Source organism: Cupriavidus sp. GW822-FHT03E04 (genome assembly GCF_058801495.1).
The window spans coordinates 58,111-84,176 of the sequence record NZ_JBXANI010000004.1; the positions used below are offsets into that span (position 1 = coordinate 58,111).

Genomic DNA, 26,066 nt, shown 5'->3' on the forward strand with positions numbered 1-26,066 from the left:
CTGTTCATTCTGCGAATTGAAGTTCGCAATTAGAACAAACCACAATAATAAGAAAAACCAAAGTCTGTTGGATTCGTTTCCGGCGGTGCGCCTTTTGCAAGCGGAGGGCGCCCAAGCCGGATGGCTCTTCCGGCAGGACTGTCCGGAGACAGCGTTTGCGCGCCGCCTGGTTTCCCTCCTTGGCGGCCGGTTCCGGATAGTTCGTCCGGACTCTCGGAACTGGAACGCAAGTGATCAACAAGCTATTCGACTCGGTGGAATCGGCCATGGCCGATATCCAGGACGGCGCCACCATCCTGATCGGCGGCTTCGGCATGGCAGGCATGCCGGCGGAGCTCATCGATGCCCTCATCGCGCAGGGCGCCCGCGACCTCACCATCGTCAACAACAACGCCGGCAATGGCGACACCGGGCTGGCCGCGCTGCTCAAGACAGAGCGCGTGCGCAAGATCATTTGCTCTTTCCCGCGCCAGGCCGACTCCTACGTCTTCGATTCGCTCTACCACGCTGGCAAGATTGAGCTGGAACTGGTGCCGCAGGGCAACCTGGCCGAGCGCATCCGCGCCGCCGGCGCCGGCATCGGCGGCTTCTTCACCCGCACCGCCTATGGCACGCCGCTGGCCGAGGGCAAGGAAACCCGCATTATCGACGGCCAGGGCTACGTCTACGAGACGCCCATCCATGCCGACTTCGCCCTGATCAAGGCGCTGCGCGCCGACCGCTGGGGCAACCTGACCTACCGCAAGACCGCGCGCAACTTTGGCCCCATCATGGCGATGGCCGCCAAATGCCCCATTGTGCAGGTCAGCGAGATCGTCGAACTCGGCGAGCTGGACCCGGAACACATCGTGACCCCGGGGTTGTTCGTCAAGCGCGTCGTCAAGGTCGACGGCGCCAGCCAGGCCGCTGCCTGAGCGCCAAGGAGATTCAGAATATGCAACGCCTGACCCGCGATCAGATGGCCGCCCGCGTGGCCAAAGACATTCCCGACGGTGCCGTGGTCAATCTCGGCATCGGCCTGCCCACCCTGGTTGGCAATCACCTGCCAGCCGACCGTGAAATCCTGCTGCACAGCGAGAACGGCCTGCTCGGCATGGGCAAGGCACCCCCCGCCGGCGAAGAAGACGGCGACCTGATCAACGCCGGCAAGCAGCCGGTCACGATCAAGCCGGGCGGCTCGTATTTCCACCATGCCGATTCCTTCGCCATGATGCGCGGCGGCCACCTCGACTTTTGCGTGCTGGGGGCTTTCCAGGTCTCGGTGAAGGGCGACCTGGCCAACTGGCATACCGGCGCGCCGGGCGCGATCCCCGCCGTGGGCGGCGCGATGGACCTGGCGATCGGCGCCAAGGAGGTGTTCGTGATGATGGAACACCAGACCAAGCAGGGCGAGAGCAAGATCGTGGCGAAATGCACGTATCCGCTGACCGGCATGACCTGCGTCACGCGCATCTATACCGATCTGGCGACCATCGACGTCACGTCCGACGGGCTGGTGGCGCGCGACCTGGTTGAAGGCCTGTCCTTCGACGAACTGCAACGCCTGACCGGCGTGCCGCTCAAGCAGGGCGCTTCTGCCTGAGTGCCTGAGTGTTGGCCTGACCGGCGGGGCGAGCCCCGGCGAGCACGCTTGCAAGCCTCCCGTTTTCACGATCACGAACAAGCAAGAGAGAGACAACCATGACCGAAGCCTTCATCTGCGACGCCATCCGTACCCCCATCGGCCGCTACGGCGGCAGCCTGTCCGGCGTTCGCCCGGACGACCTGGGCGCGGTGCCGCTCAAGGCCCTGATGGCACGCAACCCGAACCTGGACTGGTCCGCCATTGACGACGTGATCTACGGCAATGCCAACCAGGCCGGCGAAGACAACCGCAACGTAGCGCGCATGTCGCTGCTGCTGGCCGGCCTGCCGCAAAGCGTACCGGGCGCCACCATCAACCGCCTGTGCGGCTCTGGCATGGACGCTACCGGCACCGCCGCGCGCGCGATCAAGTCCGGCGAAGCCGGCCTGATGCTCGCTGGTGGCGTGGAAAGCATGAGCCGCGCCCCGTTCGTGATGGGCAAGGCCACCAGCGCCTTCTCGCGCGATGCGCAGATTTTCGACACCACCATCGGCTGGCGCTTCATCAACCCGGCGATGCGCGCGGCTTACGGCGTGGACTCGATGCCCGAGACCGCCGAGAACGTTGCCACCGACTACAAGATCAGCCGCGAAGACCAGGACTTGATGGCCCTGCGCAGCCAGGAAAAGGCATCGCGCGCGCAAGCCGATGGCACGCTGGCGCAGGAAATCACCGCGGTGACGATCGCCCAGAAGAAGGGCGATCCGCTGGTTGTGGACCGCGACGAACACCCGCGTGCCACCAGCATGGAAGCGCTGGGCAAGCTGCGCGGCGTGGTTCGCGCCGATGGCACCGTGACCGCCGGCAACGCTTCGGGCGTGAATGACGGCGCCTGCGCCATCCTGCTCGCCAGCGAAGCCGCGGCCCGCCAGCACGGCCTGACGCCCAAGGCTCGCATCGTCGGCATGGCAACCGCCGGTGTGGCGCCGCGCGTGATGGGCATTGGCCCGGCACCGGCTTCGCAAAAGCTGCTCAAGCAACTCGGCATGACCATCGACCAGATGGACGTGATCGAGCTGAACGAAGCGTTCGCCGCGCAAGGCCTGGCCGTGCTGCGCGAACTCGGCGTGGCCGACGACGACGCACGCGTCAACCCGAATGGCGGCGCGATCGCGCTGGGCCACCCGCTCGGCATGAGCGGCGCCCGCCTGGTTACCACCGCCATGTACCAGCTGCACCGCACCGGCGGCCGCTACGCGCTGTGCACGATGTGCATCGGCGTGGGCCAGGGCATCGCTATGGTGATCGAGCGGGTCTGATCGTCAGCTGCCTGACCGTTTGACGCCTGGGCGCCCGCGGGTTTCGGCTCGCGGGCGCCGTGCGCTAAAGATTGCCGCGCGGCTGCCGTTAGTACCCGGTGGATGTGCAGGCTGATGAAGTTTCCCAACGCAAAGAAGCAGCGCGACAGGGCCGACTGGCTCGCCGGCTCTCGTCGCATCCTCTTCAGCATGACCCGGTGCCCCTTGCCGGTCGGAGTATGTGATGTCCCTTCCCGTTGCCACGCTCGTTACCGGCGCCAGTTCCGGTATCGGCCGCGCCATCAGCGAAATGCTGCTGGCCGATGGCGTGACCCAGGTGGTCAATGTCGACTATGTCGCCCCCGCCTGGTCCCATCCCAACATGACGTTTGTCCAGGCCGACCTGACCAATGCCGACGCGACCCGCGCCGCGGCCGAGCAGGTGACCTCGCGCTTTGCCGTGACCCGGCTGGTCAATAATGCCGGCGCCACCCGCCCCGGCACGGCCGACACGGCGCGCGTCGAAGACCTGGACTATGTGGTTGGCCTGCATCTGCAAGCCACCCTGCTGCTGACCCAGGCCTGCCTGCCCGCCATGCGCGCGGCACGCTTTGGCCGCATCGTGAACATGGCTTCGCGCGCGGCGCTGGGCAAGCCGGAACGCGTGGTGTATTCCGCCACCAAGGCCGGCCTGATCGGCATGACCCGCACGCTCGCGATGGAACTCGGCGGCGACGGCATCACGGTCAATGCCGTGGCGCCTGGCCCGATTGCGACCGACCTGTTCCGCAAGAGCAACCCCGAAGGCAGCGAGCAGACCAAGCGGATCCTCGCCAGCATCGCGGTCAAGCGCATGGGCACCCCGGAAGACGTGGCTCGCGCCTCGATGTTCTTCCTGTCGCCGGAGAACGGCTTCGTGACCGGCCAGGTGCTTTATGTGTGCGGTGGCACCACCCTCGGCGTCGCACCCGTGTAGTCCCGCGGCGTGACCGGTGCAAAGCGCGCACCCGTCATCACGCCGCAGCATTTAGTCCGTAGAAAACTAAAAAAGATGACCCGCGCCACAAGCGCGGGCTTACAGCGATTTATCCTGGAGCAAACATGAAATCCCATTCCCAAGCTCGCACCCCGCACAACAGCGCGCGCCGTCGCCTGCTGGCTGCCGGTGTGGCATTGGCCGCCACCTTCGGCGGCATGACCAGCGCAGCCTACGCGCAAGGCAACTATCCGACCAAGCCGATCACCATGATCGTGCCGTTCTCGGCCGGCGGCACCACCGACATCCTGGCGCGCATCGTCGGCCTGCAACTGGGCAAGGCGCTCGGCCAGCCGGTGGTGATCGACAACCGTCCGGGCGCGGGCGGCAACATCGGCGCATCGATCGCGGCCAAGGCTCCGGGCGATGGCTACACCCTGTTCATGGGCACCATCGGTACCCATGCCATCAACCAGTCGCTTTACTCCAAGCTGCCGTTCGATCCGGTCAAGGATTTCGCGCCGATCTCGCGCGTGGCGATGGTGCCGAACATCGTGGTGGTGAACCCCAAGGTGCCGGTCAACAACGTCAAGGAACTGATCGCCTACGTCAAGGCCAACCCGGACAAGCTGTCGTACGGTTCGTCGGGCAGCGGCTCGTCGATGCACCTGTCGGGCGAGTTGTTCAACTCGATGACCGGCCTGCATATCCAGCACATCCCGTACAAGGGCAGCGCCCCGGCGGTCAACGACCTGCTGGGTAACCAGATCGGCCTGATGTTCGACAACATGCCGTCGTCGTACCCGCACGTGAAGGCCGGCAAGCTGCGCGCCATCGCCGTGACTTCGGCCAAGCGCTCGCCGGCACTGCCGAACGTGCCGACCGTGGCCGAATCCGGCGTGCCGGGCTATGAAGCGACTTCCTGGTTCGCGTTGTACGCCACCGGCGGCACGCCGCAGCCGATCGTCGATCGCTTGAATGCGGAAGTGGTGAAGATCCTGGCCATGCCGGAAGTGAAGAAGCAGATGGCCGACCAGGGCGCGGAGCCGCATCCCGAGAAGCCGGCCGAACTGGCCGCTTTCATGAAGACCGAGACCGCCAAGTGGGCCAAGGTGGTGAAGGCTTCGGGCGCCACGGTGGACTGATCGATCCCCGCACGGTTGCCCCGGCCCGGACTTCTGGCCCGGGCCGATGACAGTAAAAAGGCCGGCCCTTCGGGGTCGGCCTTTTTACGTGCGCTTGATGTGTGGAAGCGCTCAGGGCAGAAAAAAGCCCGCGGTAGGTTGCGGGCCCAATCCTGGCCCACACACAGGGCAGGAGGAGACAGGGGGGAAACATTGGCAGGAGACGGTGCACGGCGCACGCGGCGCATCAGCCGTCAGGCCAGGCTGTACTTGACAACCTGTTCTTCCACGCCCACAAAACGCACCAGCTGACGCAAGCCGCTGGCGTACTCCTTGATATGGTGCCCGTCCGGCGTATCCGGCAGGCGGTAGTACACGGGCATCGTTGTAGCCGACGCGGGCTGGCTGGCGGCTTGGGGCCCATCGGCCTCCCACGGGACATCCCGGTCTTCGGCGAAATCTGTTCGTCCTGGCATGGACCACTCCTGGTGAATGACTGGCATGGCTGTGCCGTGGCCGAGAACCGGCAACAGGCATGCGGAATGACTATGTCTGCAAATGTATTGCACCCTGCCGAAAAATGCTATTTAGCATTTTTTAGATCTGCATCAGCGTTGTCGTTGCCTTGTCATTTTTCGTGTGTCCAACAGCCGGAAATTGGCGGTATCCGTGGGCAGCAGCCCTGGCGGGGCCGGGCTTTGCGCTACCATAGGCGCTCGCCACCCAAAGCCATGGCGGCAGCCATATGCCGCCACCGGGCGACCGGCCTCCACGTCACGCTTCCCGCATGTCCGTTCAGCACGCACTCCTGACCTCCCTTCTGGAAAAACCGTCTTCCGGCTACGAGCTGGCTCGCCGCTTCGACCGCTCCATCGGCTATTTCTGGCATGCGACGCATCAGCAGATCTATCGGGAGCTGGGCCGCATGGCCGAGCACGGCTGGATTGCCGCGGATGAGGGGGAGGGTGACGCCAGGAATCGCAAGAAGGTCTACTTCGTGCTGCCGCCAGGGCGCGACGAACTGGCGCGCTGGGTGCTGGCGCCTACCGCCGGCCTGGACGTGCGAGATGAAATCCTGGTGAAGCTGCGCGCCGATGCTGTCGTGGGCCCGCTCGGGCTGAGGCCGGAGATGGCGCGGCTGATCGGCCTGCACCGCGAGCGGCTCGAGACCTATCGCCAGATCGAGCGGCGCGATTTCTCCGCCGCGCAGCCCACGCGCGCGCAACAGGTGCAGCACGCCCTGCTCAAGCGCGGCATCCGGTATGAAGAGGATTGGGTGTCGTGGGCCGAGGAATTGTTGCCGCTGCTGGATAAGCAGGACGACGCGGCCTGAAGTCGCGCCGGGCGATCGCGCCCGGCGGATGGGAAATGCGTGGAAACGGGCGCCAATAGGGGGATCGGACAGGTGGCCAGGCGCTGCGGCGCGCTGGCCACCGTCAACAACGCGCTCAGGCCAGGTCGGCCGCCGTCGCGCCGTTGGCGTAAGCCGCTGCCGGGGCCAGCCCAAGGCGGCGGCGCGCCAGCGCGTATTCCTCCGCAAAGCGGCGCACCAGTTCGGCGGCCGGCACCACGCGCTTGATGGCGCCCACGCCCTGGCCAGCGCCCCAGATGTCTTTCCAGGCCTTGGCGCTGCCCGAACCGAAGTTCATCTTGGACGGATCCGATTGCGGCAGCGCTTCCGGATCGAGCCCGGAATTGACGATGCTCTGGCGCAGGTAGTTGCCGTGCACGCCGGTAAAGAGGTTCGAGTAGACGATGTCCGACGCCGTGCTGTCGACGATCATCTGCTTGTAGCCGGCCTGCGCGTTGGCCTCTTCGGTGGCGATAAAGGCCGAGCCCACATAGGCCAGGTCGGCGCCTGCGGCCAGCGCCGCGAGGATGCCGTCGCCGCTGGCGATGGCGCCCGACAGCAGCAGCGGGCCGTCGAACCACTCCCGGATTTCATGCAGCAGCGCAAACGGCGACAGCACGCCGGCGTGGCCGCCTGCGCCCGAGGCGACCGCGATCAGGCCGTCGGCGCCCTTCTCGATGGCCTTGCGTGCGAAGGTGTTGTTGATGATGTCGTGCAGCACGATGCCGCCATAGGAGTGCACGGCATCGTTGACTTCCTTGCGCGCGCCCAGCGAGGTGATGACGATCGGCACCTTGTAGCGCACGCACAGTTCCAGGTCGTGATCGAGCCGGTCATTGGACTTGTGCACGATCTGGTTGACCGCGAACGGTGCCGACGGGCGGTCCGGATGCTTGGCGTCGTGCTCGGCCAGCTCGGTGGTGATGCGGTCCAGCCAGTCGTTGAGCACCGGGCCAGGGCGTGCATTGAGCGCCGGGAATGAGCCGACCACGCCGGCCTTGCACTGGGCGATCACCAGGTCGGGGTTGGAGATGATGAACAGCGGCGAGCAAACCACCGGCAGCGAAAGACGGTTCTGGAGAATGGCGGGAAGTGACATGGCGTTTCTGCGAGAGTGAATACAGTGGAACGGATAGGGATACGGGAAACGGCGATGCGCTCAGGCGCTGGCGCCCTGCAACACGGATTTCTGGCTGGCGAGGCGGGCGCCCATGGCGGCGGCGAGCGCGTCCAGGCCGCTCTTCGGGCGGACCATGACTTCGAAGTCGTCGATCTTGCCGGCGTCGTTAAAACGGATCATGTCGATGGCCTTGACGGATTTGCCATCGACCGTCGCGCTGAACTCCAGCACCACGCCGCGCCCGTCGTCGCTGACAAACGTGCGGTGGTAGCGGAAGTCCTGGAACACCTGGTTGACGGATTCCAGCACCATGCGCAGGGCAACGCGGCCCGGGTACGGCGTGTGGGCGACGGGCGAGTGAAAAACCACTTCGTCCGCCACGATGCTGTCCAGGTCGGACATGGAATGGGTGGCGATCATGCGGTGCCAGATGGCTAGCGAGGCCTGCGCCGCCGCTGACAAGGTTGCTTGGGTCACGGTGTCTCCTCCGGTTGGGCCGAGGGCGTGGGAGTCGCCCGTTGCGGCACGCTGCGCAACGCTTGCCCGTGGCCCCTCAGGGGCTACGGCAGCGGCGGCTTGCACATCGCTATGCAACTGGTTGCATAGCGATGTGTGAAAGGTAGCAGCAGACGACGCCAAATGCAATGGCCTGACGTTGCGAGGGCAGGAACCGGTGCGTTCCGGATTGCCGGATGAGGCCCGCCCGTGCTTGGGCAGCGGTCAAACGAACTCTGTCTTTTGTGGCGACTTGTCTACAATAGCGGCATTGCCGAAAACCAATGCAGGAGCGCGAGTGAGTACTGACATGAGCGCCAACGGGCCATCCCCCGACCTGTTCGATGCGGACCTGGAGGCCTGGCGGAAGCAGCCCGAGCGAGCCTTCGATGGCTGGCTGGCCAGCCACGGTTTTCGCCATGGCACGGCTGTGGTGTACCGCGCGATGTGGGGCAAGCTCTTGCGCTGGTCGGGCGAGCGCGGCTTGGCGCCGCTGTCCTGGTCGGCAGAGCAGATCGGGGCCTTCCTCGATGAGCAGGATCTGCACAAGCATCACCGTTACCGCTACACGCGGCTGATCGAGCGTGTCTTCCACCATCTATCGCTATTGCAGGACGGCTTGCACAACCCGGCCAGCCAGGCGGTGCGCGCTCACCTCGCCGAAGGCGAGAACGATCCGACCGCCTTCTTGCTGCCCGCCGAGCGCGATGCCCTGATTGCCCGCGTGCTGGCACCGGCGGCCCTGGCGGCCGGGCAGGACGGCGCCGCGCTGTCGGCCACCCAATGGAAGCGCGCCCGCGACACCGCACTGGTGGCCGTGTTGCTGGGCGCCGGCCTGAAAGTGGGCGAAGCGCGCGGCCTGGGCATCGACAGCATCGCCGAGGACGCCGCCAGGCTGCGCCTGGTGCGCGCCGACAACGGCCGCGCGTACGAGGCGCCGGTCTTTGCCTTCGCGCGGGCGGCGCTGCTGGCCTGGATGGAAATCCGCTCCCGTACCGGCACGCTGGGCAACCTGGTGTTTCCGGCCATGCCAAGCGGGCGGCACTTGCACGCGGCCTCGCTATACCGCCGTGTGGAGATCCTGCTCGACGAGGCTGGCGTGCTGGCGGGGCGCAGCGAGCGCGCGTCGCCGCAGACGCTGCGCAATACCTGCGGCGCACTGCATTTCGAGGCCGGAGCCGGCCCGGCCGAGGTGGCGCAGTGTCTCGGCATGCGCGACCTGGAGTCCGGCTGGCGCTTGCGTGCCGCTTTTGAGGCCTGGCAGGCACGTGCAGGGCTGAAACCGGTGCGCCGTGCCGGTGACACAGGCACGACAGATGTGGCCTGCTATGCTTAGCCGCCCTCTTTCAACCTCTTTCAATCTGTTTCGATCCGATGCGGGCAACCCTGGCGGGGCGTGCCTGCCGCCCGCCAGGACAGCGCGCGATATTGCAGCCTGAAGCATGGATTTCGCTTGTTGCATCGTGCGCCCTGTCCTGGCGCCTGTTACGTCTCTTTTCACAACTATTTGATGAATCGCTATGTCTGAAACCTTGCTGCTCACGGGAGCCACCGGTTATATCGCCTCGCACACCTGGGTCGCCTTGCTCGAGGCCGGCTATCACGTGATCGGCCTGGATAATCTCTGCAACAGCAATCGCGTCGTGGTCGAGCGTCTTGCGCAGATTACCGGCCAGCGCCCGCATTTTGTCGAAGGCGACGTGCGGGACCGCGCTTTGCTGGACCGTTTGTTCGCCGAACACCGGATCTCGGGCGCGATTCATTTCGCGGCACTCAAGGCGGTGGGGGAATCGGTCAGCAAACCGCTGGATTATTACGACAATAATCTCAATGGCCTGCTCACCCTCTGCTCGGCCATGAACACGGCTGGCGTGAAGCAACTGGTGTTCAGCTCTTCCGCCACCGTTTATGGCAATCCGCATGCGGTGCCGATCCTGGAGGACTTTCCGCTGTCGGCGACCAATCCGTATGGCCAGACCAAGCTGATGAGCGAGCAGATCCTGCGTGACCTGGAACTGTCGGATCCCGCCTGGCGTATCGCCTACCTGCGCTATTTCAATCCGGTGGGCGCGCACGAAAGCGGGCTGATCGGGGAGGACCCGGGTGGTGTGCCGAACAACCTGATGCCTTATGTGGCGCAAGTCGCCGGCGGGCGCCGCGAGAAGCTGCAGGTGCACGGTGGCGACTATCCCACGGTCGACGGCACCGGTGTACGCGATTACATCCACGTCTGCGATCTGGCAGCCGGCCACCTTGCGGCCCTGGTCTACCTGCGTGACCAGCAGCAGTGCCTGACGGTCAATCTCGGCACGGGCCGGGGCTACAGCGTGCTGGAAGTGGTCGCGGCCTACCAGCGCGCCAGCGGGCGCCCGGTGCCCTACGTGATCGGGGACCGCCGCCCTGGCGATATCGCTTCGTGCTACGCCGACCCCGCGTTGGCGCAACAGCTGATCGGCTGGCGCGCGCAGCACGACATCGATCGCATGTGCGAGGATTCCTGGCGCTGGCAGTCGATGAACCCGCTGGGGTTTGCCGGCTAAGCTGCCTGGCGCGGACGCGCGGGCACGTAGGCAAGCGGGGCGCGCAGCCGTTATCTGCGTGCCCGGTTTCTCCGGCGTGTCGAGGCGAGGACAGGGCAGCAGGTAATAAAGACGGCCGGGCAAATGCCCGGCCGTCTTCAGGAGTCCTGCGGGCTCGCGGCGCAGTCGGCCGCCATGCCCGGCGTTGCGCCCGACTTTAGCGAATCAGGAAGTCCTCGATGGTCTTGCCCGCGGCCAGGGCCTGGGTCAGCCAGCCCGGACGCTTGCCGCGGCCAGTCCAGGTATTGCCTGCGCTGTCGCGATAGCGAACCGGTACCTTGCGGGTTGCCTTCTTGCCGGCGGCGGGCTTGGTGCCGAAGCCAAGGTCGTCCGCGGTCAGTCCATATTGGTCGATTTTCTGGCGAATATCGGCGATGACGGAAGCCTGCTCGCGGGCCTTGATTTCCTCGGCCTGCTTTTGAAGTTCGCTGATTTTCTGAACAATTTCCTGATAAGTCGCCATTACGAGCCTCGATTTACTGGGTGAGCATGATGAACCGGATGAATTATAACGGCCGCAAGCGATCCTGCAAACGCTTTTAACCCCGATGGGGAGAATTCTGATAAATCATCTGCTCCATCTAATTAATGAACTTCCGCGCAGGTCGCCGGTCATCGATGGGGCCGGATTTTCCGGCGTGGTGCCCACTTTGGCGGCTCGCCGAAATCCATGCGTGGCGCAGATTCGGTTTTTTACACTCGCGCTGCGCAATAACCCTTCCCCTCGTAATGGCGAGGGTCATAAAGTGCTTTTGCTGCAACAATGCCGATCCGATTTCAGTTTGAGCGAACCTTCATCCGTATCCGACATGCTTGACGACTCGATTAACGTCGGCGCCGCTTCCCGGCGCGTCCCCGTAGAGCTGGCAAAAGCCTATCGCCTGCTGAATCACGGCCCGGTGACGCTGGTCACCAGCGCCCATGCTGGCCGGCGCAACGTGATGGCGGCATCCTGGGCCATGCCGCTGGATTTCCAGCCACCGAAAGTGGCGGTGGTGATCGACGCCAGCACGCTCACGCGCGAGCTGGTGGATGCCTGCGGTGAGTTCGCACTGAACATACCCGCGCGTGGGCAGGCTGCCGCCACGCTGGCAGTGGGCTCGCGTTCCGGCCGCGAGCAGGACAAATTCGCCGCTGCGGGACTGTCCACGTTCGCGGCGGCGGAAATTGCCGCGCCGTTGGTGGCCGGCTGCCTCGCCTGGCTGGAGTGCCGCGTCATTCCCGAGCCAGCCGTGGCTGGCCGCTACGACTTGTTCATCGCGGAAGTGGTGGCCGCGTGGGCAGACTCCGCTGCATTTTCAGAGGGTAGATGGCATTTTCCGGACGCTGAGTGCCGCTCAATGCACTATCTGGCTGGTGGCGCTTTTTTTGCCACGGGAGAGGGTTTTCAGGTAGTGCCAGGAGAGCGCGAATGAGCAGGGCGAGGGCGCTGCGCCGCGGCCGTCCCGCCATGAGCGGTCTGGCGTGGCGGGCACGGCACCCGGCTCAAGGAATCGCGGGGCACCGCCGTTATCTGCCCTGAGCGGGTCGCTGGGGTGTCGATCCGCCGGGCCGGGGCCGGTGGAGGCCTTGCGCATTCCTTACCGTATCGGGTGCTTCATGTCTTTCCATAACAATATCCAGATCAAAACTCTGCTGCGCGGCGCAATGGCAATGTTGTCGCTTCTTCTGATGCTGGTTGGCGGCGTTGGCCTGTATGGCATGTCGCACAGCAACGAGGCGCTTCAGGAAACCTATGGCAACCAGCTAGCCTCCTCGCAAGCGCTGGGCGAGGCCATGCTTGGCATGACGCGCATGCGCCTGGCCCTCGATCGCGGCGTCATGCCGGGAGAGGGAGATGATGCCAAGGCGGTGGTGGACCGTTCGATGGTATTCGTCGACAGTGCCGAGGCGGCCTGGAAGCGATACTCTGCGCTACCGCAGGACGCTGAAGAAAAGGCACTGGCCACCGAGTTTGGCCGCAAGCGCCAGGAATTCATGGAAAAGGGCATCCTGCCCCTGCAAAAAGCCTTGAAGGAGAACAACGCGGACGCGGCACTCAAGGTTGCCAAGAAAGACTTGCCCGATCTGCAGCGCAGCATGGCAACGGCCTACGAGGCACTGCAGGCATTCCAGTACCGTACCGGCGAGTCCAATTTCAATGACGCGCAAGCTGGCTTCCGGCATGTGCGCGTGCTCTGCTTCCTGCTGATCGCCTTTGGCCTGGTGGTGGCCGCGCTGTGCACGACCACCCTGCAGCGGGCCATCGTCCGGCCGGTGGAGGAGGCCTTGGCGGTCTTCGAGCGTATCGCAGCGGGTGACCTGACCTCGCGTATCACCAATGTGTCGCGCAATGAGGTGGGCCGCATGATGCAGGCACTGGTCGCCATGCAGGAAAGCCTGTCGAACATCGTCTCGCAGGTGCGCGGCGGCACCGACTCGATCGCCTCGGCCACGCAGCAGATCGCCACCGGCAATCTCGATTTGTCGCAGCGTACCGAAGAGCAGGCCTCGTCGCTGGAGGAGACCGCCGCCAGCATGGAAGAGCTGACTTCGGCCGTGCGCCAGAATTCGGACAACGCGCGCCAGGCCGGCGTGCTGGCCACCGATGCCTCGCAGATCGCGCTCAAGGGTGGCGACGTGGTGGGCCGCGTGGTTGATACGATGAACGAGATCAATGGCTCGTCACGCAAGGTGGTCGAGATCATTGCCGTGATCGAAGGCATTGCCTTCCAGACCAACATCCTGGCGCTGAATGCCGCGGTGGAAGCCGCGCGTGCCGGCGAGCAAGGCCGCGGCTTCGCGGTGGTGGCAGGCGAGGTGCGCACCCTGGCGCAGCGCTCGGCCGCCGCCGCCAAGGAGATCGAGGCGCTGATCAGCGAATCCGGCCAGCGCGTGGAAAGTGGCACCAAGCTGGTCGCCGAAGCCGGCCAGACCATGGGCGAGATTGTCAACGCGGTCAAGCGCGTCACCGACATCATGAACGAGATCAGCGCGGCCACGCAGGAACAGACCAGCGGCATCGAGCAGGTCAACCAGGCGGTCACGCAGATGGATCAGGTCACCCAGCAGAATGCCGCGCTGGTGGAAGAGGCCGCGGCGGCAGCCGGCGCCCTGGAAGAGCAGGCGCAGAAGCTCAATGGCGTGGTGTCGGTGTTCCGTCTTTCCGGCAGCCACGTGATGGCAGCGCAGCCGCCGGCAACGCGCGCGCCCGTGGCCGCCAAGGCCGCGGCGAGCAGTTCACCCGGGCGCCAGCCGGCCATGCCGGCGCGTCCGCGCACGCCGGTCCAGCGTCAGGCACGCGCGGCACGTCCGGCCGCCCCGGCGATGGCTACGGCCAACGCTGGCGGCGACGACTGGAGCGCGTTCTGAGCCATGGTTGAACGTTTGCCGCCGTTTTCATCACCGGGGAAGCGCGTGTGATGCGATGATGCGGGTTTTGCGCCCGCATCGCCTGGATCGTCGCGCCATCGCCCCCAATTTTTGCGCAGCTTCCTTATTGACATGAGTGCTAGCCTTCTGCTGCTCGCTGCCCTATCCGGCCTCGCGGTCGGGTTGGGGATACGTGCAGCCAAGCCGGACCGGGAGCTGCCTAGCGGGCCGGCCCGGTCGCTGCAATGGGCGGTCTTGCTGCTCTCCCCTGCTTCCGTAGGCCTGCCGTTATGGGTTGCGCTGGGTTCCGGCAGCCTGCGCGTCACGCACGACGTGTCGCAGGCCGCGGTGGCACTCGCCGCGACGGCCGCACTCACGCTTGCCTTTCCCTGGCTGCGCCGCAACGTGCCACTGCGTGGTGCTGCGCTGGCGATGACACTGGCCGGCGCCGGCGTGGTGGTGGCTGCCGGCATGCGCCTGAGCACCCTGTGCGGCGAGGCCCCGCACCCGTCCGCCCTGTGCCTGGATCCCGGCAGGTTCATGCCGCCGGCCTGGATGGCGGCGGGCGCGCTGCTTTTGCTGCCGCTGGGATTCTTCGCCCTGCGCCGCGCCAACTTGCCCGGATGGCGGCTGGCCAGCAGCGGCAGTTTCGCAAGCCCGCAGAGCCATGCGCTGGACGAGATGTTCGAGGACCATCCGGCCGGTACCGGTGGCATCGCCGGCAGCGGTGGGCCGACGGTGCCGATGCGGCGCCGTGGCCGTATCCCGGGCCGCCTGACCGTGCGAGCGACCGCGCGCGGGCATGGCACGGTCGGGGAGTACAGCGTCAGCACGGACCTTCCGGACCGCACCGGCTTTGCGCGCTGGCTCGACCAGTCGATCGCCCAGGCGCGCCTGGCCGAGACCAGCTGCGCCGTGCTGCTGGTGCATATCGCCGATTTTCGCGAGGTCGATGAGGTTTTCGAGGTGCGCGCCGACGATATCCTGGCACAGGATGCCGGGGCGCTGGCCCAGGCAGCGCTGGAGCCGCACGACTTCCTGGCGCGCCTGGCGCGGGACGAATTCGCGGTCGGCGTGCCGGAGATGGTGCACCAGAGCCGCGCCAATGAGCTGGGCGCGCGCCTGCTGGGCTCGCTCGCGGAGTTCGTGGCCGCGCGTGGCCTGCAGATGCAGATCGGCGTAAACATCGGCATTGCCATCTACCCGCGCGATGCGCAAACCTCCGAGGCCCTGATGCAGGCTGCACGCGTGAGCCTGAGCGAGGCGCGCGAGAGCGGCTCGAACCAGGTGCGCGTATTCAACTCGGCAGCCGGTGAACGCGCCCGGCGCATGCGGGTGATCCGCCGCGACCTGTGGCTGGCCATCCAGGACGATGGCCTGGCCTTGCAGTACCAACCGAAGTTCGACGTGCGCCAGCGTACCGTGATCGGCGCCGAGGCCCTATGCCGCTGGCGCCATCCGACCCTGGGGCAGGTCAATCCCGCCGAGTTCATCACGGTGGCGGAGCAGTCCGGCCAGATCGACAAGCTCGACGACTGGGTGATCGCCACGGTCTGCCGGCAGATCCGACAGTGGCAGGACGACGGCATCCCTGTGGTGCCGGTGGCCATCAACGTCTCCGGCTTGCGCTTTGCCAGCCGCGACTTCCCGCAGTACCTGCTCGAGCAGATCCACCAGCATGACATCCCGCCATCGGCTGTCACGCTCGAGATCACCGAGACCGCGGCGATGAAGGACATCGCCCAATCGCTGGAGACGCTGCTGGAGCTGCAGGCGCTGGGCATCCACGTGGCGCTGGACGACTTTGGCAGTGGCTATTCAAGCCTCGGTTATCTCAAGCGCTTGCGGGTCGGGACGCTGAAGATCGATCGGACCTTGATTGGCGGGCTGGATGTCGATGCGCAGGGCAGGGCCATTGTCGGGTCGATGGTGGCGCTGGCGCACGAGCTGAAGATGCGGGTGGTGGCCGAAGGCGTGGAGTCGCATTCGCAACTGGATATCCTGGCGGGGATGGGGTGTGACGAGGCGCAGGGGTACTTGCTGTCGCATCCCTTGGACCCGGTCACGTTTGCCAATTTGTTATCGGGAGCGTGAGGAGAATCGGCCGATTTGGGCGATTCGGGCGATTCGGGCGAATGACGCCTCGCCGTCAAACCTCACTTTCTGGGCGTGAACGGCTCCGGTAACGCGCCTCCAGGCGGAAACAACGCCAAAAGCCGGGTAAACCGCCCGCTCTCAGGCACCAGCAAGGCAAACCGGGTCTCGCAATGATGCCCTGTAACGGCCCCAAGCCGGCGCAACTGCTGGCTGCAACTAACCAGCGACGGCAGCCCGCGCGGCAGGTAGATGCTCGCCAGCAGCGCCTCCGGCTCGATCCGCGTGCGGCCATGAAAGCGCGCCAGCTGCATCAGCAGCTCATCCGACATGCCGGCCTCGCTGCTGGTGTCCAGGTGCAAGGGCAGGCCAATGGCGTCGCGATTGGCCACGGTCTGCACGTCCCGCCAGTTCAGAGGCATGGGCCCGTCGCTGAGTACCGGCGCGAACAGCACTGAAGCCAGCAGCTGCAGGGTATGCGGCAGCGCCTCGGCGGTGGTCGGCACGATGGGCCCGCAGCCGCTGGCGGCATGTGGCAGGCCGTCGACCAGCAATGTGAGCACAAGGCGATCGGGATGGCGCAGGGAGCGCAGGCGTTGGGCGGTGGTAGCGTTGATCTGCCGCTCCACGATCACAAGCTGCGCATCGGCCGGCTGGCGCGGGCGCCGCGATACCCAGTGCAGGCATCCACCAAAATCCGGCAGCGACGCCAGCAATGCGTCCGGGGCGCCCTGGACGAAGACGGTGAGCTTGTCGGGTTGGCGCGGGTCAGGGGTATCCCGTTTGCTCCACTGCGGGCCTGGCAAGTTCGACATGATCACGTTCCGATGGTATTGCAGTGCCTCAGTCGCGGGTAGCGCAGGCGTGCCATGGCCCGCCGGTGCGCGGGCCATTTTACGGCGAGGCCGTAGTATGCCCACCCGCCGCCGCCAGATGCACCCCATGCTCGTGGGGTAACAAATGCCACAAATCCCGCCGATCGACGCAACCGTGCTACGGATTCGGCCGCCGCTGCCGATATGCCCCAAAGGGGCGTTGTTTGCACCGGCCACGCCAGTCGCGCATCGCCGCACACCGCAGCCCCGTCCGCAGGAACATCGGTCCACCGTGCCAGAACCCCGGCTTGTGGACTCACCATCGTGCTGTCAACGGAGCCGCTATGTCTTTGCCTCATATTCTAGTCGTCGATGATTCTCCCTCCTTGCGCCGCATGATCGGCGCCTGCCTGCGCGCGGGGGGCTACGCCGTGTCCGAAGCCGCCGACGGCGACGAGGCGCTGGCGCTGGCCCTCGACGCTGACTTCGGCATGCTGGTGACCGACCAGGTGATGCCGGGAACGGACGGCCTGACCCTGATCCGCACGCTGCGTGCGAAACCTGCCTATGCCGCCATCCCGATGCTGATGCTGAGCACCGAGGCCGACAGCCAGGTGCGCGAGCAGGCTCGCGTGGCCGGCGCGTCCGGATTCCTGGCCAAGCCGTTCGATCCGGATCAGTTGATGGAAGCCGTGAATGCGCTGCTAGACCCCTCCAAGGTAGGGTAAATGCCTTGGCATTGTTGCCCTTCAGTCACGTCCAGGACTGCCGTTAAGAGGTAAACGATATTCGTGCCTCGTCGCAGGCTGAGTCTCGGCCTGGCTGCCCGCTCGCGGGCCGGCCGGCTGCGGCTTTGGCAGCGCCGCATGGCCGGTCATTGCAGCGGGAGCCAGCAAATGAAAGCCGGGAACAAGACAGAGGGCGCGGGGGAAGAGTTCCTCGCGTTCAGGTTGGGCGGCGAGGAGTACGGCGTCGACATCCTCAAGGTGCAGGAGATCCGTGGCTATGAGAACGTCACGCAGATTGCCAATGCGCCCGCCTATCTCAAGGGCGTGGTCAACCTGCGCGGGATCATCGTCCCGATCATCGACCTGCGCATCAAGTTTCGCCAGGACAAGGTCAACTACGACCAGTACACGGTCGTGATCATCGCCGACCTGCACGATCGCACCACCGGCATCGTGGTCGACGGTGTGTCCGACGTGCTGACGCTGGCGCCGGGCCAGATCCGGCAGGCACCCCAGCTCTCCGGCGAGACGGATTACATCCGCGGCATCGGCTCGGTCGAAAGCCGCATGCTGATCCTCGTCGACATCGAGAAATTGCTAGACACCGAAGAACTCGCGGCCATCGAGGCAGCCGCGGCCAGCTGAGGCGGCCGCACGTAGCGAGAGCCCGATCCATGCAGTCTTCCATTCATGCGAAATAATCAACCCGTTACCTCCCGAGAGTACAAGCTCTCCGCAGACGATTACCTGATCTCCAGGACCGACCTGAAGGGTCGCATCACGTTCGCCAACCGCGCCTTTATCGAGGCCAGCGGATTCGCGGCCGAGGAATTGCTCGGCGCCGCGCACAACCTGGTCCGCCATCCGGACATGCCGCCGGAGGCATTCGCCGACCTGTGGAAGACCATTCAGGCCGGACGCTCGTGGGTCGGCATCGTCAAGAACCGCCGCAAGGACGGTGATTTCTACTGGGTCAGTGCCACGGTGACACCCACGGTCGTCGACGGCCAGCTGGTGGGCTATACCTCGGTGCGTTCGATGCCGCAGCGCGAGCAGGTCGAGGCAGCAGGCGCCGCTTACGCACGCCTGCGCGAGGGCGGCGGCTCGGGCCTGGCCGTGCGCGATGGTGCCGTGGTACGCAGGGGCCTGGCGGGGCTGCCGGCACGCCTGGGCAAGATCACGCTCAAGCGGCGCATCCTGCTGTCGCAGGCGGCGGGCCTGGTGTGGTTCCTCGCGGCGCTGCTGGCCTTCGAGGCGCTGGCCGGGGCAGAAGCTACGAGCCAGTTTCGGCCCTGGTTGTGGGGCGGTTTCGGGCTGGCGGTCGCGTCATCCTTTATCGGCGGCACGCTGCTGCTGGCACGCGTGAACCGGCCGGTGCAGGACATGCTCGACTTTGCCTTGCGCATGGGCGCGGGCGATCTCACCACGCGCCTGGACTACCGCGCGAGCGACGAGGTGGGGGCGCTGGCGCGTGCCATGCGCACGATGCAGCGCAGCTTGCTGTCGGTGGTGGGCGAGATCCAGGAGGGCATGGCGAGCATTTCCACGGCCACGCGCCAGGTGGCCGCGGGCAACAGCGACCTGTCGCAGCGCACCGAACAGCAGGCAGCCTCGCTGGAAGAAACCGCATCGAGCATGGAAGAGCTGACCAGCACGGTGCGCCAGAACGCGGACAACGCGCGGCAGGCCAGCGGCCTGGCAGCCAACGCCTCCGAGATTGCCGTCAAGGGCGGCGAAGTGGTGGGCCGCGTGGTGCAGACCATGGACGACATCAACGGTGCATCGAAGAAGATCGTCGACATTATCGGCGTGATCGAAGGCATTGCCTTCCAGACCAATATCCTGGCGCTGAACGCGGCGGTGGAAGCCGCGCGGGCCGGCGAACAGGGCCGGGGCTTCGCGGTGGTGGCGGGAGAGGTGCGCGGGCTGGCACAGCGCAGCGCGAACGCGGCCAAGGAAATCAAGGGCCTGATCGGCGACACGGTGGCACGGGTGGACAACGGCTCGGCACTGGTGGGCCAGGCCGGGCTGACCATGGGCGAGATCGTGCAGGCGGTCAAGCGCGTGACGGACATCATGGGCGAGATCAGCGCGGCGTCCGCCGAGCAGAGCTCGGGCATCGAGCAGGTGAACAAGGCCGTGGCCCAGATGGACGAGGTGACACAGCAGAACGCGGCACTGGTGGAGCAGGCCGCGGCCGCGGCCGGCGCACTGGAAGACCAGGCCGGGCGCTTGCGCGATGCGGTAGCCACCTTCCGCGTCAGCTTGCGCCCTGAAGCACGGCCGGTGCGCGCCCGTCAGGGCGATGCGCTGCATCTGGCGCAAGCCTGAAAAGAGAAAGAGATCAAGCAGTGTCGAGGCAATCGGCCTGAAAGCGTGTTCTAGAAAAAGAAGTAGCGCCTGTCGTGCGCACTGCCGGCAACCCGCCGGCAGCGGACAGATGAGGCCCCGGTCAAGTCATTCAGAAAAAAGAGGTAGTCTGCATGCAATGGTTCAATCAGCTCCGCGTCACGACCAAGCTGGTCGTTGGCTTTCTGGTCGTGTCGCTTATCGGCGCGGTGATGGGTCTGCTGGGCGTCATCAATATGGGACGCATGACGGACTGGACCAGCCGGATTTATCACGGCGACCTGCAGGCGCTCAAGGCGGTGCAGAGCGGCAACATCGACCTGCTCTATTCCAGCCGCGCGCAGATTGCGCTGCTGTCGGCTTCGACCATGGGCGAGCGCGCCGCAGAGAAGGAGCAGATCGAAAAGTCGCTGGTCCTGCTGGACGAGAGCATGAAGCGCGCGCGCCCGGCGTTCGGCCAGCCCGAGGGGATCGCCCTCGTCAAGCAATTCGACACCCTGCTGCCGGCCTACCGTGAGCGCCTGGGCAAGTATGTGGCGCTCGTCAGCAAGCAGCCGCTCGATACCTCGCAGTTTGAAAGCCAGGTCTTTAGCGAAAGCGCCGACCTGATCAAGGATAGCCGCGCGCTCGAAGACGTGATGGCAAAGATGGTCAAGCGACGCGACGATCGCGCGCTGGCCAATATGGACGAAGCACGTGGCGTCTACGAAAGCTCCCGCCTGTGGATGCTGGGCCTGGTGCTGGGCGGCCTGGCCGTCTCCGTGCTGCTGGGCGCCTTCCTGGCCCGTACGCTGTCGCGCCAGCTGGGCGGCGAGCCGGCCTACGCGGTGGATATTGCCTCGCGTATCGCCGAGGGTGACTTTTCGGCCGACGTGAAGCTGCGTGCGGGCGACAAGGACAGCCTGCTGCACGCCATGCGGCAGATGCAGCAGCAACTCTCGGCCATGGTGCGTGACTTCAAGGATTCCGCGGAATCGATCGCATCCGCCTCGCGTGAGATCGCCGCGGGCAATAGCGACCTGTCGCAGCGCACCGAACAGCAGGCGGCCTCGCTGGAAGAAACCGCATCGAGCATGGAAGAGCTGACCAGCACGGTGCGCCAGAACGCGGACAACGCGCGGCAGGCCAGCGGCCTGGCAGCCAACGCCTCCGAGACCGCGGTCAAGGGTGGCGAAGTGGTGGGCCGCGTGGTGAAGACCATGGATGAGATCAACGATGCCTCCAAGAAGATCGTCGACATTATCGGTGTGATCGAAGGCATTGCCTTCCAGACCAACATCCTGGCGCTGAACGCGGCAGTGGAAGCCGCGCGTGCCGGCGAGCAAGGCCGGGGCTTTGCGGTGGTGGCAGGCGAGGTGCGCAGCCTGGCGCAGCGCAGCGCGAACGCGGCCAAGGAAATCAAGGGCCTGATCGGCGACACGGTGGCGCGGGTGGACAACGGCTCGACGCTGGTGGGCCAGGCCGGGCACACCATGGGTGAGATCGTGCAGGCGGTCAAGCGCGTGACGGACATCATGGGCGAGATCAGCGCGGCGTCCGCCGAGCAGAGCTCGGGCATCGAGCAGGTCAACAAGGCCGTGGCGCAAATGGACGAGGTGACGCAGCAAAACGCGGCGCTGGTCGAGCAGGCCGCGGCTGTCGCCGGTTCCCTGGAAGACCAGGCCACGCGCCTGCAATCCTCGGTAGCCAGTTTCCGCCTGGCCGAAACGGATGCCTTTGCCGGCTCGCGCGTGCAAGCGCCGCAGCCCAAGGTGATCGCTGCGCCCAAGGCCAAGCCCAAGCGCATGGAGCCGTCGGCACCGGCCTCCCGCCACGAAGAGTCCGGTCATGCCGAGCCCGCGCCGGTGGACAAGGATGAGCGCGAGGGCGGACGTGATATGCCTGCGCCGGTTACGGCGCGCGCCGCGCGTCCCGCAGCCCTGGTTGCCTCGGAAAGCGGCGATTGGAGCGCTTTCTGACGGCGAACAAGGTGCTCCCACCGTCAGCGGCATAGCCGGATCTGCATATCATGACTACTGAAATCACCCTGGCGCTGCCCGAAGAAGCCGCGGCCAAGCTGCGTGCCGAGTTCGAGCACTTCGTCAAGCTCTCGACCGGGCTGGACAACGAGTTCACGCCGCCCGGCTTCGATGATTTCCTGCGGGCGCGCCTGCTTCACCATGACGGCCCGCTGACCGAGCGTGCCGTCACGCGGCTGCTCTCGGGTGGGGAATACGCCTGGGCCAAGCGCGTGTTCAACAAGCAGTTGCCCAATGCCATGGCGACCCTGATGCGCGACGCGCAGCGCTATGGCTATGGCCTGGCGGTGCGCTACGAGTGGACGCCCCAGGAACGCCTTGCGCACGCCCGTGACTGGTCCCGGCAGATTCTGGAGGACGCCGGGGCCGACCTGGCCTTTACCGATCCCCTGGCATCCCAGCTGGCCACCTCGGCGGTGGATATCCGCACGCTTGAGGAGCAGATGCAGACACCGGCATGGCGCGTCGCGGAAAGCCTGCGCCGCCGGGTCTACGACCTCATGTACATGGTGCAGACTGAGCGCACCGCAGGCACGGCACGCTCGCGGCTGGGCGAGTTGCGTGCGTTGCTGGGGCTATCGATGGACTATGGCACTGTGAGTGCCGAAGAGGCTGCACGCGTGATGGAGCAGGTGGAGCAAACCTGCCCGCATCTGTTCCGCGAAGAGCCCGACGACCTGTTCGCACGGGTGGCGGCATGGCTGCGCAGGGTCCTAGTGCAGTGAGACCGACCCGTCAATAGAGGAATGCGACTAGTACACCCTCGGGCGGGATGACCTAACGCGCCATTTTAGAGCTTTTCCTCTGTTACATACGCGTAACAGTTTTTATGCAAATCACATGACAAGGAGATGTCTGTTACAAACTTTGAATCCCATGTATGTTTCATGCGACATTGCTGTACCCCAACGTAAGAGGGGATTGGCAGTCTGCTCAAATTGCCGATATAACACTGTCAGTCGCACTTACACTCTGTAACATTTGTAACGTTTCAGATAGGTCTGACCAAGCGCAGTTCCGTAGTCGTACGCAGTACCCGTCGAACACGCACTCAAACGATCTGGTCGCCTTCAGCCTTCGGCTGCGGGTAAGCGCCGGACAAGCGGTCGAAGGGCTTTTGGTAGCGGGGAAAAATTGGAAAGCAGTGAAGTTCTCCAGGAGATCAGGGAGGTCAATCTCGCCTATCTGCTGCTCGCGCAACGCCTGGTGCGCGAAAATCATCTGGAAGCCATGTTCAGGCTTGGCGTCAGCAAGGAAATTGCCGACATTCTCGCCAAGTTGACACCGGCCCAGCTTGTCAAACTGGCAGCATCAAACATGGTCCTATGCCGTTTTCGGTTCGACGACCATGCCTTGCTGTCGACACTCACCCATACGGCCAAGAGCCATGATATGCAGCAGATCCATGCTGCGATCCTGCTCGCACGGCAGCCCGTGGAGTCGCTCAATTGACCGCGCTCCTGCAGGCCCCGTCAGCCCGGAGTACCACGGCCACTCCCGTCCCCAATCGCAAGAGCGTCCTGCAGGATGCCAACCAGACCCAGCTCGCCATTGAGCTGATCGGCCTGGGTGCGCGCCTGCAAGTCCTCGAAGCCGAGACCACGCTCTCGCGCGATCGCCTGATCCGCCTCTACAAGGAGCTGCGCGGCGCCTCGCCGCCCAAGGGCATGCTGCCCTTCTCGACCGACTGGTTCACCACCTGGTTGCCAAACATCCATTCCTCGCTGTTCTTCTCGGCCTATCAGTTCATGGTCCAGCAGGGCGAGACGGTTGGCATCCGCGGCGTGGTGGCAGCCTATCGGCTCTATCTTGAGCACGTATCGCTGCTCGAAAGCGAAATTGTCTTAAGTTTCACCCGTGCCTGGACGTTAGTACGGTTTTTCGAGAGCAACATGCTGCAGCTTTCCAGCTGCACCTGCTGCGGCGGGCGTTTCGTTGCGCACGCGTACGAGCCGCATGCGAATTTCGTATGCAGCCTGTGCCGTCCGCCCTCGCGTGCTGGCAAAGCCAAGAAGCTCTCGAAGGACATCGCACCAGCGCAAGCTGTCGCCTGACTGAAATCCTTGGGTCGATAGGGCACTAAGTCTTCAAGTCTTGCCGTCTTCAGTCGTTAAGTCTTAAGACGGACAGACTTCAGGACCCAAGGCTTCAAGGCCCGATAGTCCCAAGGTCTCAGATCCGATGGCAGCCTGCGTGACAGGTGAGCCCTGCCAAGGCAGGCGGTATATCCGCCTGGCTGGAGGGGTGACCCTTGTGCGTGCCTGACGCGTGTTTTTCTGACGGGGAATCAATCGTGCTAGTTGTAATTGGCTTTGTTGTCGTGATAGCGGCGGTGCTTGGCGGATACGCCATGACCGGCGGCCATATGGGCGCGCTTTATCAACCGGCAGAGCTTGTCATCATTGGGGGCGCCGCGGTCGGCGCGTTCATCAGCTCCAATAATGGCAAGGCTATCAAGGCCACCATTCGCGTGCTGCCGACACTGTTTCGCAGCAGCAAGTACAGCAAGGCGCTGTACATGGAAGTCATGGCGCTGCTCTATGTCCTGCTGTCCAAGGCCCGCCGCGAAGGCATCCTGTTCCTCGAGAAGGAAATCGCGGATCCGGCGGCCAGCAGCGTGTTCAGCCAGTATCCGCGCATCCTTGCCGACCCGGGAATGATGGAGTTCCTGACGGACTACCTGCGCATGATGGTCAACGGCAATATGAACGCCTTCGAGATCGAGACCCTGATGGATCACGAGATCGAGACCTTCCGCCACGAGGCCGAGGTGCCAGCGCATGCGCTGACCCGCGTCGGCGACGGATTGCCCGCCTTCGGCATTGTCGCCGCGGTGATGGGCGTGGTGCACGCGCTGGCCTCGGCAGACCTGCCGCCGGCCGAGCTGGGCGCGCTGATTGCCCACGCCATGGTCGGCACCTTCCTCGGCATCTTGCTCGCCTACGGCTTTGTCTCGCCGCTGGCGGCGCGGGTCGAGCACCAGGTGGACGAAACCGTGAAGATGTACGAGTGCATCAAGGTCACGCTGCTGGCTTCGCTCAATGGGTATGCACCTCTGGTGGCGGTCGAGTTCGGCCGCAAGGTGCTGTACTCGACCGAGCGGCCATCCTTCCTCGAACTGGACGACCACGTCCGCGAAGTCAAGAGCATCACCTGACGAAGAGGAGCGACAGCGATGAGCAGTGAGCACGGTGCGCACCCCATTGTCGTCAAACGCATCAAGAAGAGCAGCGCCGGGCATCATGGCGGATCGTGGAAGATCGCCTACGCCGACTTCATGACGGCAATGATGGCGCTGTTCCTTGTGCTTTGGCTGCTGAAGGCTGCCCAGCCCAAGGACCTGGTGCAATTGGCAGAGTATTTCCGCACGCCGCTGAAAGTGGCCATTGCGGGCGGCAACAAGAGCAGCTTGTCTTCCAGCGTGATCCCGGGCGGCGGCACGGACGTGACCCGCCAGGACGCGGAAGTCAGGAAGACGCCCGAAGACGCCACGGAAAAGGCCAAGGAACGCCAGGAAGCCGAGCGCCTGCGCTCGCTCAAGAAACGTCTTGAGCAGATCATCGAGAACAACCCGGTGCTGCGCCAGTTCCGCCCCCAGTTGTTGCTCGATATCACCAGCGAAGGTTTGCGCATCCAGATCCTGGATACGCAGAACCGGCCGATGTTCCGTACCGGCAGCGCCGCGGTCGAGCCGTATATGCGCAGCATCCTGCGCGAGATCGGCCCGGTGCTCAACGAGATGCCCAACAAGGTCAGCCTGTCCGGCCATACCGACTCCGCCAACTATTCCAATGGCGAGCGCACATATAGCAACTGGGAGCTGTCCTCCGACCGCTCCAATGCCTCCCGGCGCGAGCTGATTGCCGGCGGCATGAACGAGGGCAAGGTGCTGCGCGTGATCGGCCTGGCCGCGACCATGCCGCTCGACAAGAAGGACGATCTCGCGCCGGTGAATCGCCGCATCAGCATCGTGGTGCTGAACCAGCGCGCGCAGTCTCGGATCGAGGCTGAGAATGCCAGCGCCGCCGAGGTTTCGATCGCAGCAAAGGCCGGTGAAGCCGGCCAGGAAGTGCAGGCAGGCCTGGCGGCCGCCTCCGCCCCCGCAACCGCAGTCGCGCCGGCCGCTTCGGCCGCCCCGGCTGCGGCTGCGCCGGGCAACGCCGCCGCGGCCCCGGCCAAGCCGGGCAGTGTTCAATGAAGACCG

25 protein-coding genes are annotated in these 26,066 nt (G+C 65.1%); 20 read left to right on the forward strand and 5 right to left on the reverse strand.

All coding sequences use genetic code 11. The annotated features are described in order from the left end of the window. The first annotated feature begins 230 nt into the window (after window positions 1-230). The 5 genes from AC1RQC_RS06085 (at window position 231) to AC1RQC_RS06105 (ending at window position 4,983) form a co-directional block, all read left to right on the forward strand. Window positions 231-914 (forward strand): 3-oxoacid CoA-transferase subunit A, encoded by a 684-nt coding sequence (locus AC1RQC_RS06085; protein WP_043357062.1) that lies wholly within the window; start codon window positions 231-233, stop codon window positions 912-914. Between the two features lie 20 nt (window positions 915-934). Then, complete coding sequence (locus AC1RQC_RS06090; protein WP_492882691.1) at window positions 935-1,582, forward strand: 3-oxoacid CoA-transferase subunit B; 648 nt, start codon at window positions 935-937, stop codon at window positions 1,580-1,582. A 98-nt stretch (window positions 1,583-1,680) separates the two neighbouring features. Beyond that, a complete protein-coding gene (gene pcaF / locus AC1RQC_RS06095; protein ID WP_174424128.1) occupies window positions 1,681-2,883 on the forward strand; it encodes a 3-oxoadipyl-CoA thiolase in 1,203 nt (400 codons plus the stop codon). Window positions 2,884-3,106: 223 nt separating this feature from the next. Then, window positions 3,107-3,838, forward strand: coding sequence for an SDR family NAD(P)-dependent oxidoreductase (locus tag AC1RQC_RS06100; RefSeq protein WP_043357057.1), 732 nt, complete (start codon window positions 3,107-3,109; stop codon window positions 3,836-3,838). A 125-nt stretch (window positions 3,839-3,963) separates the two neighbouring features. Next, window positions 3,964-4,983 (forward strand): Bug family tripartite tricarboxylate transporter substrate binding protein, encoded by a 1,020-nt coding sequence (locus AC1RQC_RS06105; RefSeq protein ID WP_150993157.1) that lies wholly within the window; start codon window positions 3,964-3,966, stop codon window positions 4,981-4,983. 233 nt (window positions 4,984-5,216) lie between these two features. On the opposite strand, the gene AC1RQC_RS06110 is transcribed toward AC1RQC_RS06105, so the two are convergent. Further along, a complete protein-coding gene (locus AC1RQC_RS06110; RefSeq protein ID WP_416051513.1) occupies window positions 5,217-5,438 on the reverse strand; it encodes a hypothetical protein in 222 nt (73 codons plus the stop codon). A gap of 311 nt (window positions 5,439-5,749) precedes the next feature. Here AC1RQC_RS06110 and AC1RQC_RS06115 point away from each other — a divergent pair, with 311 nt between their 5' ends. Next, window positions 5,750-6,295, forward strand: coding sequence for a PadR family transcriptional regulator (locus AC1RQC_RS06115; protein WP_150993161.1), 546 nt, complete (start codon window positions 5,750-5,752; stop codon window positions 6,293-6,295). A 115-nt stretch (window positions 6,296-6,410) separates the two neighbouring features. Here the strand turns inward: AC1RQC_RS06115 and AC1RQC_RS06120 are convergent, their stop codons facing one another. Together AC1RQC_RS06120 and AC1RQC_RS06125 are read right to left on the reverse strand one after the other, a co-directional pair. After that, a complete protein-coding gene (locus AC1RQC_RS06120; RefSeq protein WP_492882693.1) occupies window positions 6,411-7,412 on the reverse strand; it encodes an NAD(P)H-dependent flavin oxidoreductase in 1,002 nt (333 codons plus the stop codon). A gap of 60 nt (window positions 7,413-7,472) precedes the next feature. Beyond that, window positions 7,473-7,853, reverse strand: coding sequence for a nuclear transport factor 2 family protein (locus AC1RQC_RS06125; RefSeq protein WP_492882828.1), 381 nt, complete (start codon window positions 7,851-7,853; stop codon window positions 7,473-7,475). A gap of 385 nt (window positions 7,854-8,238) precedes the next feature. Between AC1RQC_RS06125 and AC1RQC_RS06130 the strand changes: the two genes are divergently transcribed. Both AC1RQC_RS06130 and galE read left to right on the forward strand, forming a co-directional pair. Continuing rightward, a complete protein-coding gene (locus AC1RQC_RS06130; protein WP_492882830.1) occupies window positions 8,239-9,264 on the forward strand; it encodes a tyrosine-type recombinase/integrase in 1,026 nt (341 codons plus the stop codon). 184 nt (window positions 9,265-9,448) lie between these two features. Next, window positions 9,449-10,468: a UDP-glucose 4-epimerase GalE gene (galE, locus tag AC1RQC_RS06135; RefSeq protein WP_492371329.1), complete on the forward strand. Its 1,020-nt coding sequence runs from the start codon at window positions 9,449-9,451 to the stop codon at window positions 10,466-10,468. Window positions 10,469-10,664: 196 nt separating this feature from the next. Here galE and AC1RQC_RS06140 read toward each other — a convergent pair whose 3' ends face one another. Next, window positions 10,665-10,970, reverse strand: a complete 306-nt coding sequence (locus tag AC1RQC_RS06140; protein ID WP_043357044.1) for an H-NS histone family protein — start codon at window positions 10,968-10,970, stop codon at window positions 10,665-10,667. Between the two features lie 346 nt (window positions 10,971-11,316). Between AC1RQC_RS06140 and AC1RQC_RS06145 the strand changes: the two genes are divergently transcribed. From AC1RQC_RS06145 to AC1RQC_RS06155, 3 genes are all read left to right on the forward strand, one after another. Next, complete coding sequence (locus AC1RQC_RS06145; RefSeq protein WP_492830761.1) at window positions 11,317-11,922, forward strand: flavin reductase family protein; 606 nt, start codon at window positions 11,317-11,319, stop codon at window positions 11,920-11,922. A 184-nt stretch (window positions 11,923-12,106) separates the two neighbouring features. Next, entirely contained in the window at window positions 12,107-13,858 is a 1,752-nt protein-coding gene (locus AC1RQC_RS06150; protein ID WP_492809610.1) for a methyl-accepting chemotaxis protein, read from the forward strand. A 132-nt stretch (window positions 13,859-13,990) separates the two neighbouring features. Beyond that, on the forward strand, window positions 13,991-15,952 hold the full coding sequence (locus AC1RQC_RS06155) for a putative bifunctional diguanylate cyclase/phosphodiesterase (protein WP_492830739.1): 1,962 nt from the start codon (window positions 13,991-13,993) through the stop codon (window positions 15,950-15,952). Window positions 15,953-16,014: 62 nt separating this feature from the next. Here AC1RQC_RS06155 and AC1RQC_RS06160 read toward each other — a convergent pair whose 3' ends face one another. Then, window positions 16,015-16,767, reverse strand: coding sequence for a hypothetical protein (locus AC1RQC_RS06160; RefSeq protein WP_492371332.1), 753 nt, complete (start codon window positions 16,765-16,767; stop codon window positions 16,015-16,017). A 344-nt stretch (window positions 16,768-17,111) separates the two neighbouring features. Here AC1RQC_RS06160 and AC1RQC_RS06165 point away from each other — a divergent pair, with 344 nt between their 5' ends. The 9 genes from AC1RQC_RS06165 (at window position 17,112) to motB (ending at window position 26,060) form a co-directional block, all read left to right on the forward strand. Continuing rightward, window positions 17,112-17,495, forward strand: a complete 384-nt coding sequence (locus AC1RQC_RS06165) for a response regulator (protein WP_492371333.1) — start codon at window positions 17,112-17,114, stop codon at window positions 17,493-17,495. Window positions 17,496-17,663: 168 nt separating this feature from the next. Beyond that, complete coding sequence (locus AC1RQC_RS06170; protein ID WP_492371334.1) at window positions 17,664-18,140, forward strand: chemotaxis protein CheW; 477 nt, start codon at window positions 17,664-17,666, stop codon at window positions 18,138-18,140. Window positions 18,141-18,185: 45 nt separating this feature from the next. Continuing rightward, window positions 18,186-19,826: a methyl-accepting chemotaxis protein gene (locus AC1RQC_RS06175; protein ID WP_492830738.1), complete on the forward strand. Its 1,641-nt coding sequence runs from the start codon at window positions 18,186-18,188 to the stop codon at window positions 19,824-19,826. Window positions 19,827-19,978: 152 nt separating this feature from the next. Then, entirely contained in the window at window positions 19,979-21,802 is a 1,824-nt protein-coding gene (locus AC1RQC_RS06180; protein ID WP_492882695.1) for a methyl-accepting chemotaxis protein, read from the forward strand. A gap of 50 nt (window positions 21,803-21,852) precedes the next feature. Beyond that, window positions 21,853-22,587, forward strand: a complete 735-nt coding sequence (locus AC1RQC_RS06185) for a DUF4088 family protein (protein WP_492371337.1) — start codon at window positions 21,853-21,855, stop codon at window positions 22,585-22,587. Window positions 22,588-22,996: 409 nt separating this feature from the next. After that, entirely contained in the window at window positions 22,997-23,314 is a 318-nt protein-coding gene (flhD, locus tag AC1RQC_RS06190) for a flagellar transcriptional regulator FlhD (protein WP_006162633.1), read from the forward strand. After that, window positions 23,311-23,916, forward strand: a complete 606-nt coding sequence (gene flhC, locus AC1RQC_RS06195; protein ID WP_043357029.1) for a flagellar transcriptional regulator FlhC — start codon at window positions 23,311-23,313, stop codon at window positions 23,914-23,916. Before flhD ends, flhC begins: the two co-directional genes overlap by 4 nt. A gap of 239 nt (window positions 23,917-24,155) precedes the next feature. Next, a complete protein-coding gene (gene motA, locus AC1RQC_RS06200) occupies window positions 24,156-25,019 on the forward strand; it encodes a flagellar motor stator protein MotA (protein ID WP_253930423.1) in 864 nt (287 codons plus the stop codon). 18 nt (window positions 25,020-25,037) lie between these two features. Beyond that, window positions 25,038-26,060: a flagellar motor protein MotB gene (motB, locus tag AC1RQC_RS06205; protein ID WP_492371338.1), complete on the forward strand. Its 1,023-nt coding sequence runs from the start codon at window positions 25,038-25,040 to the stop codon at window positions 26,058-26,060. The last annotated feature ends 6 nt before the right edge of the window (window positions 26,061-26,066 follow it).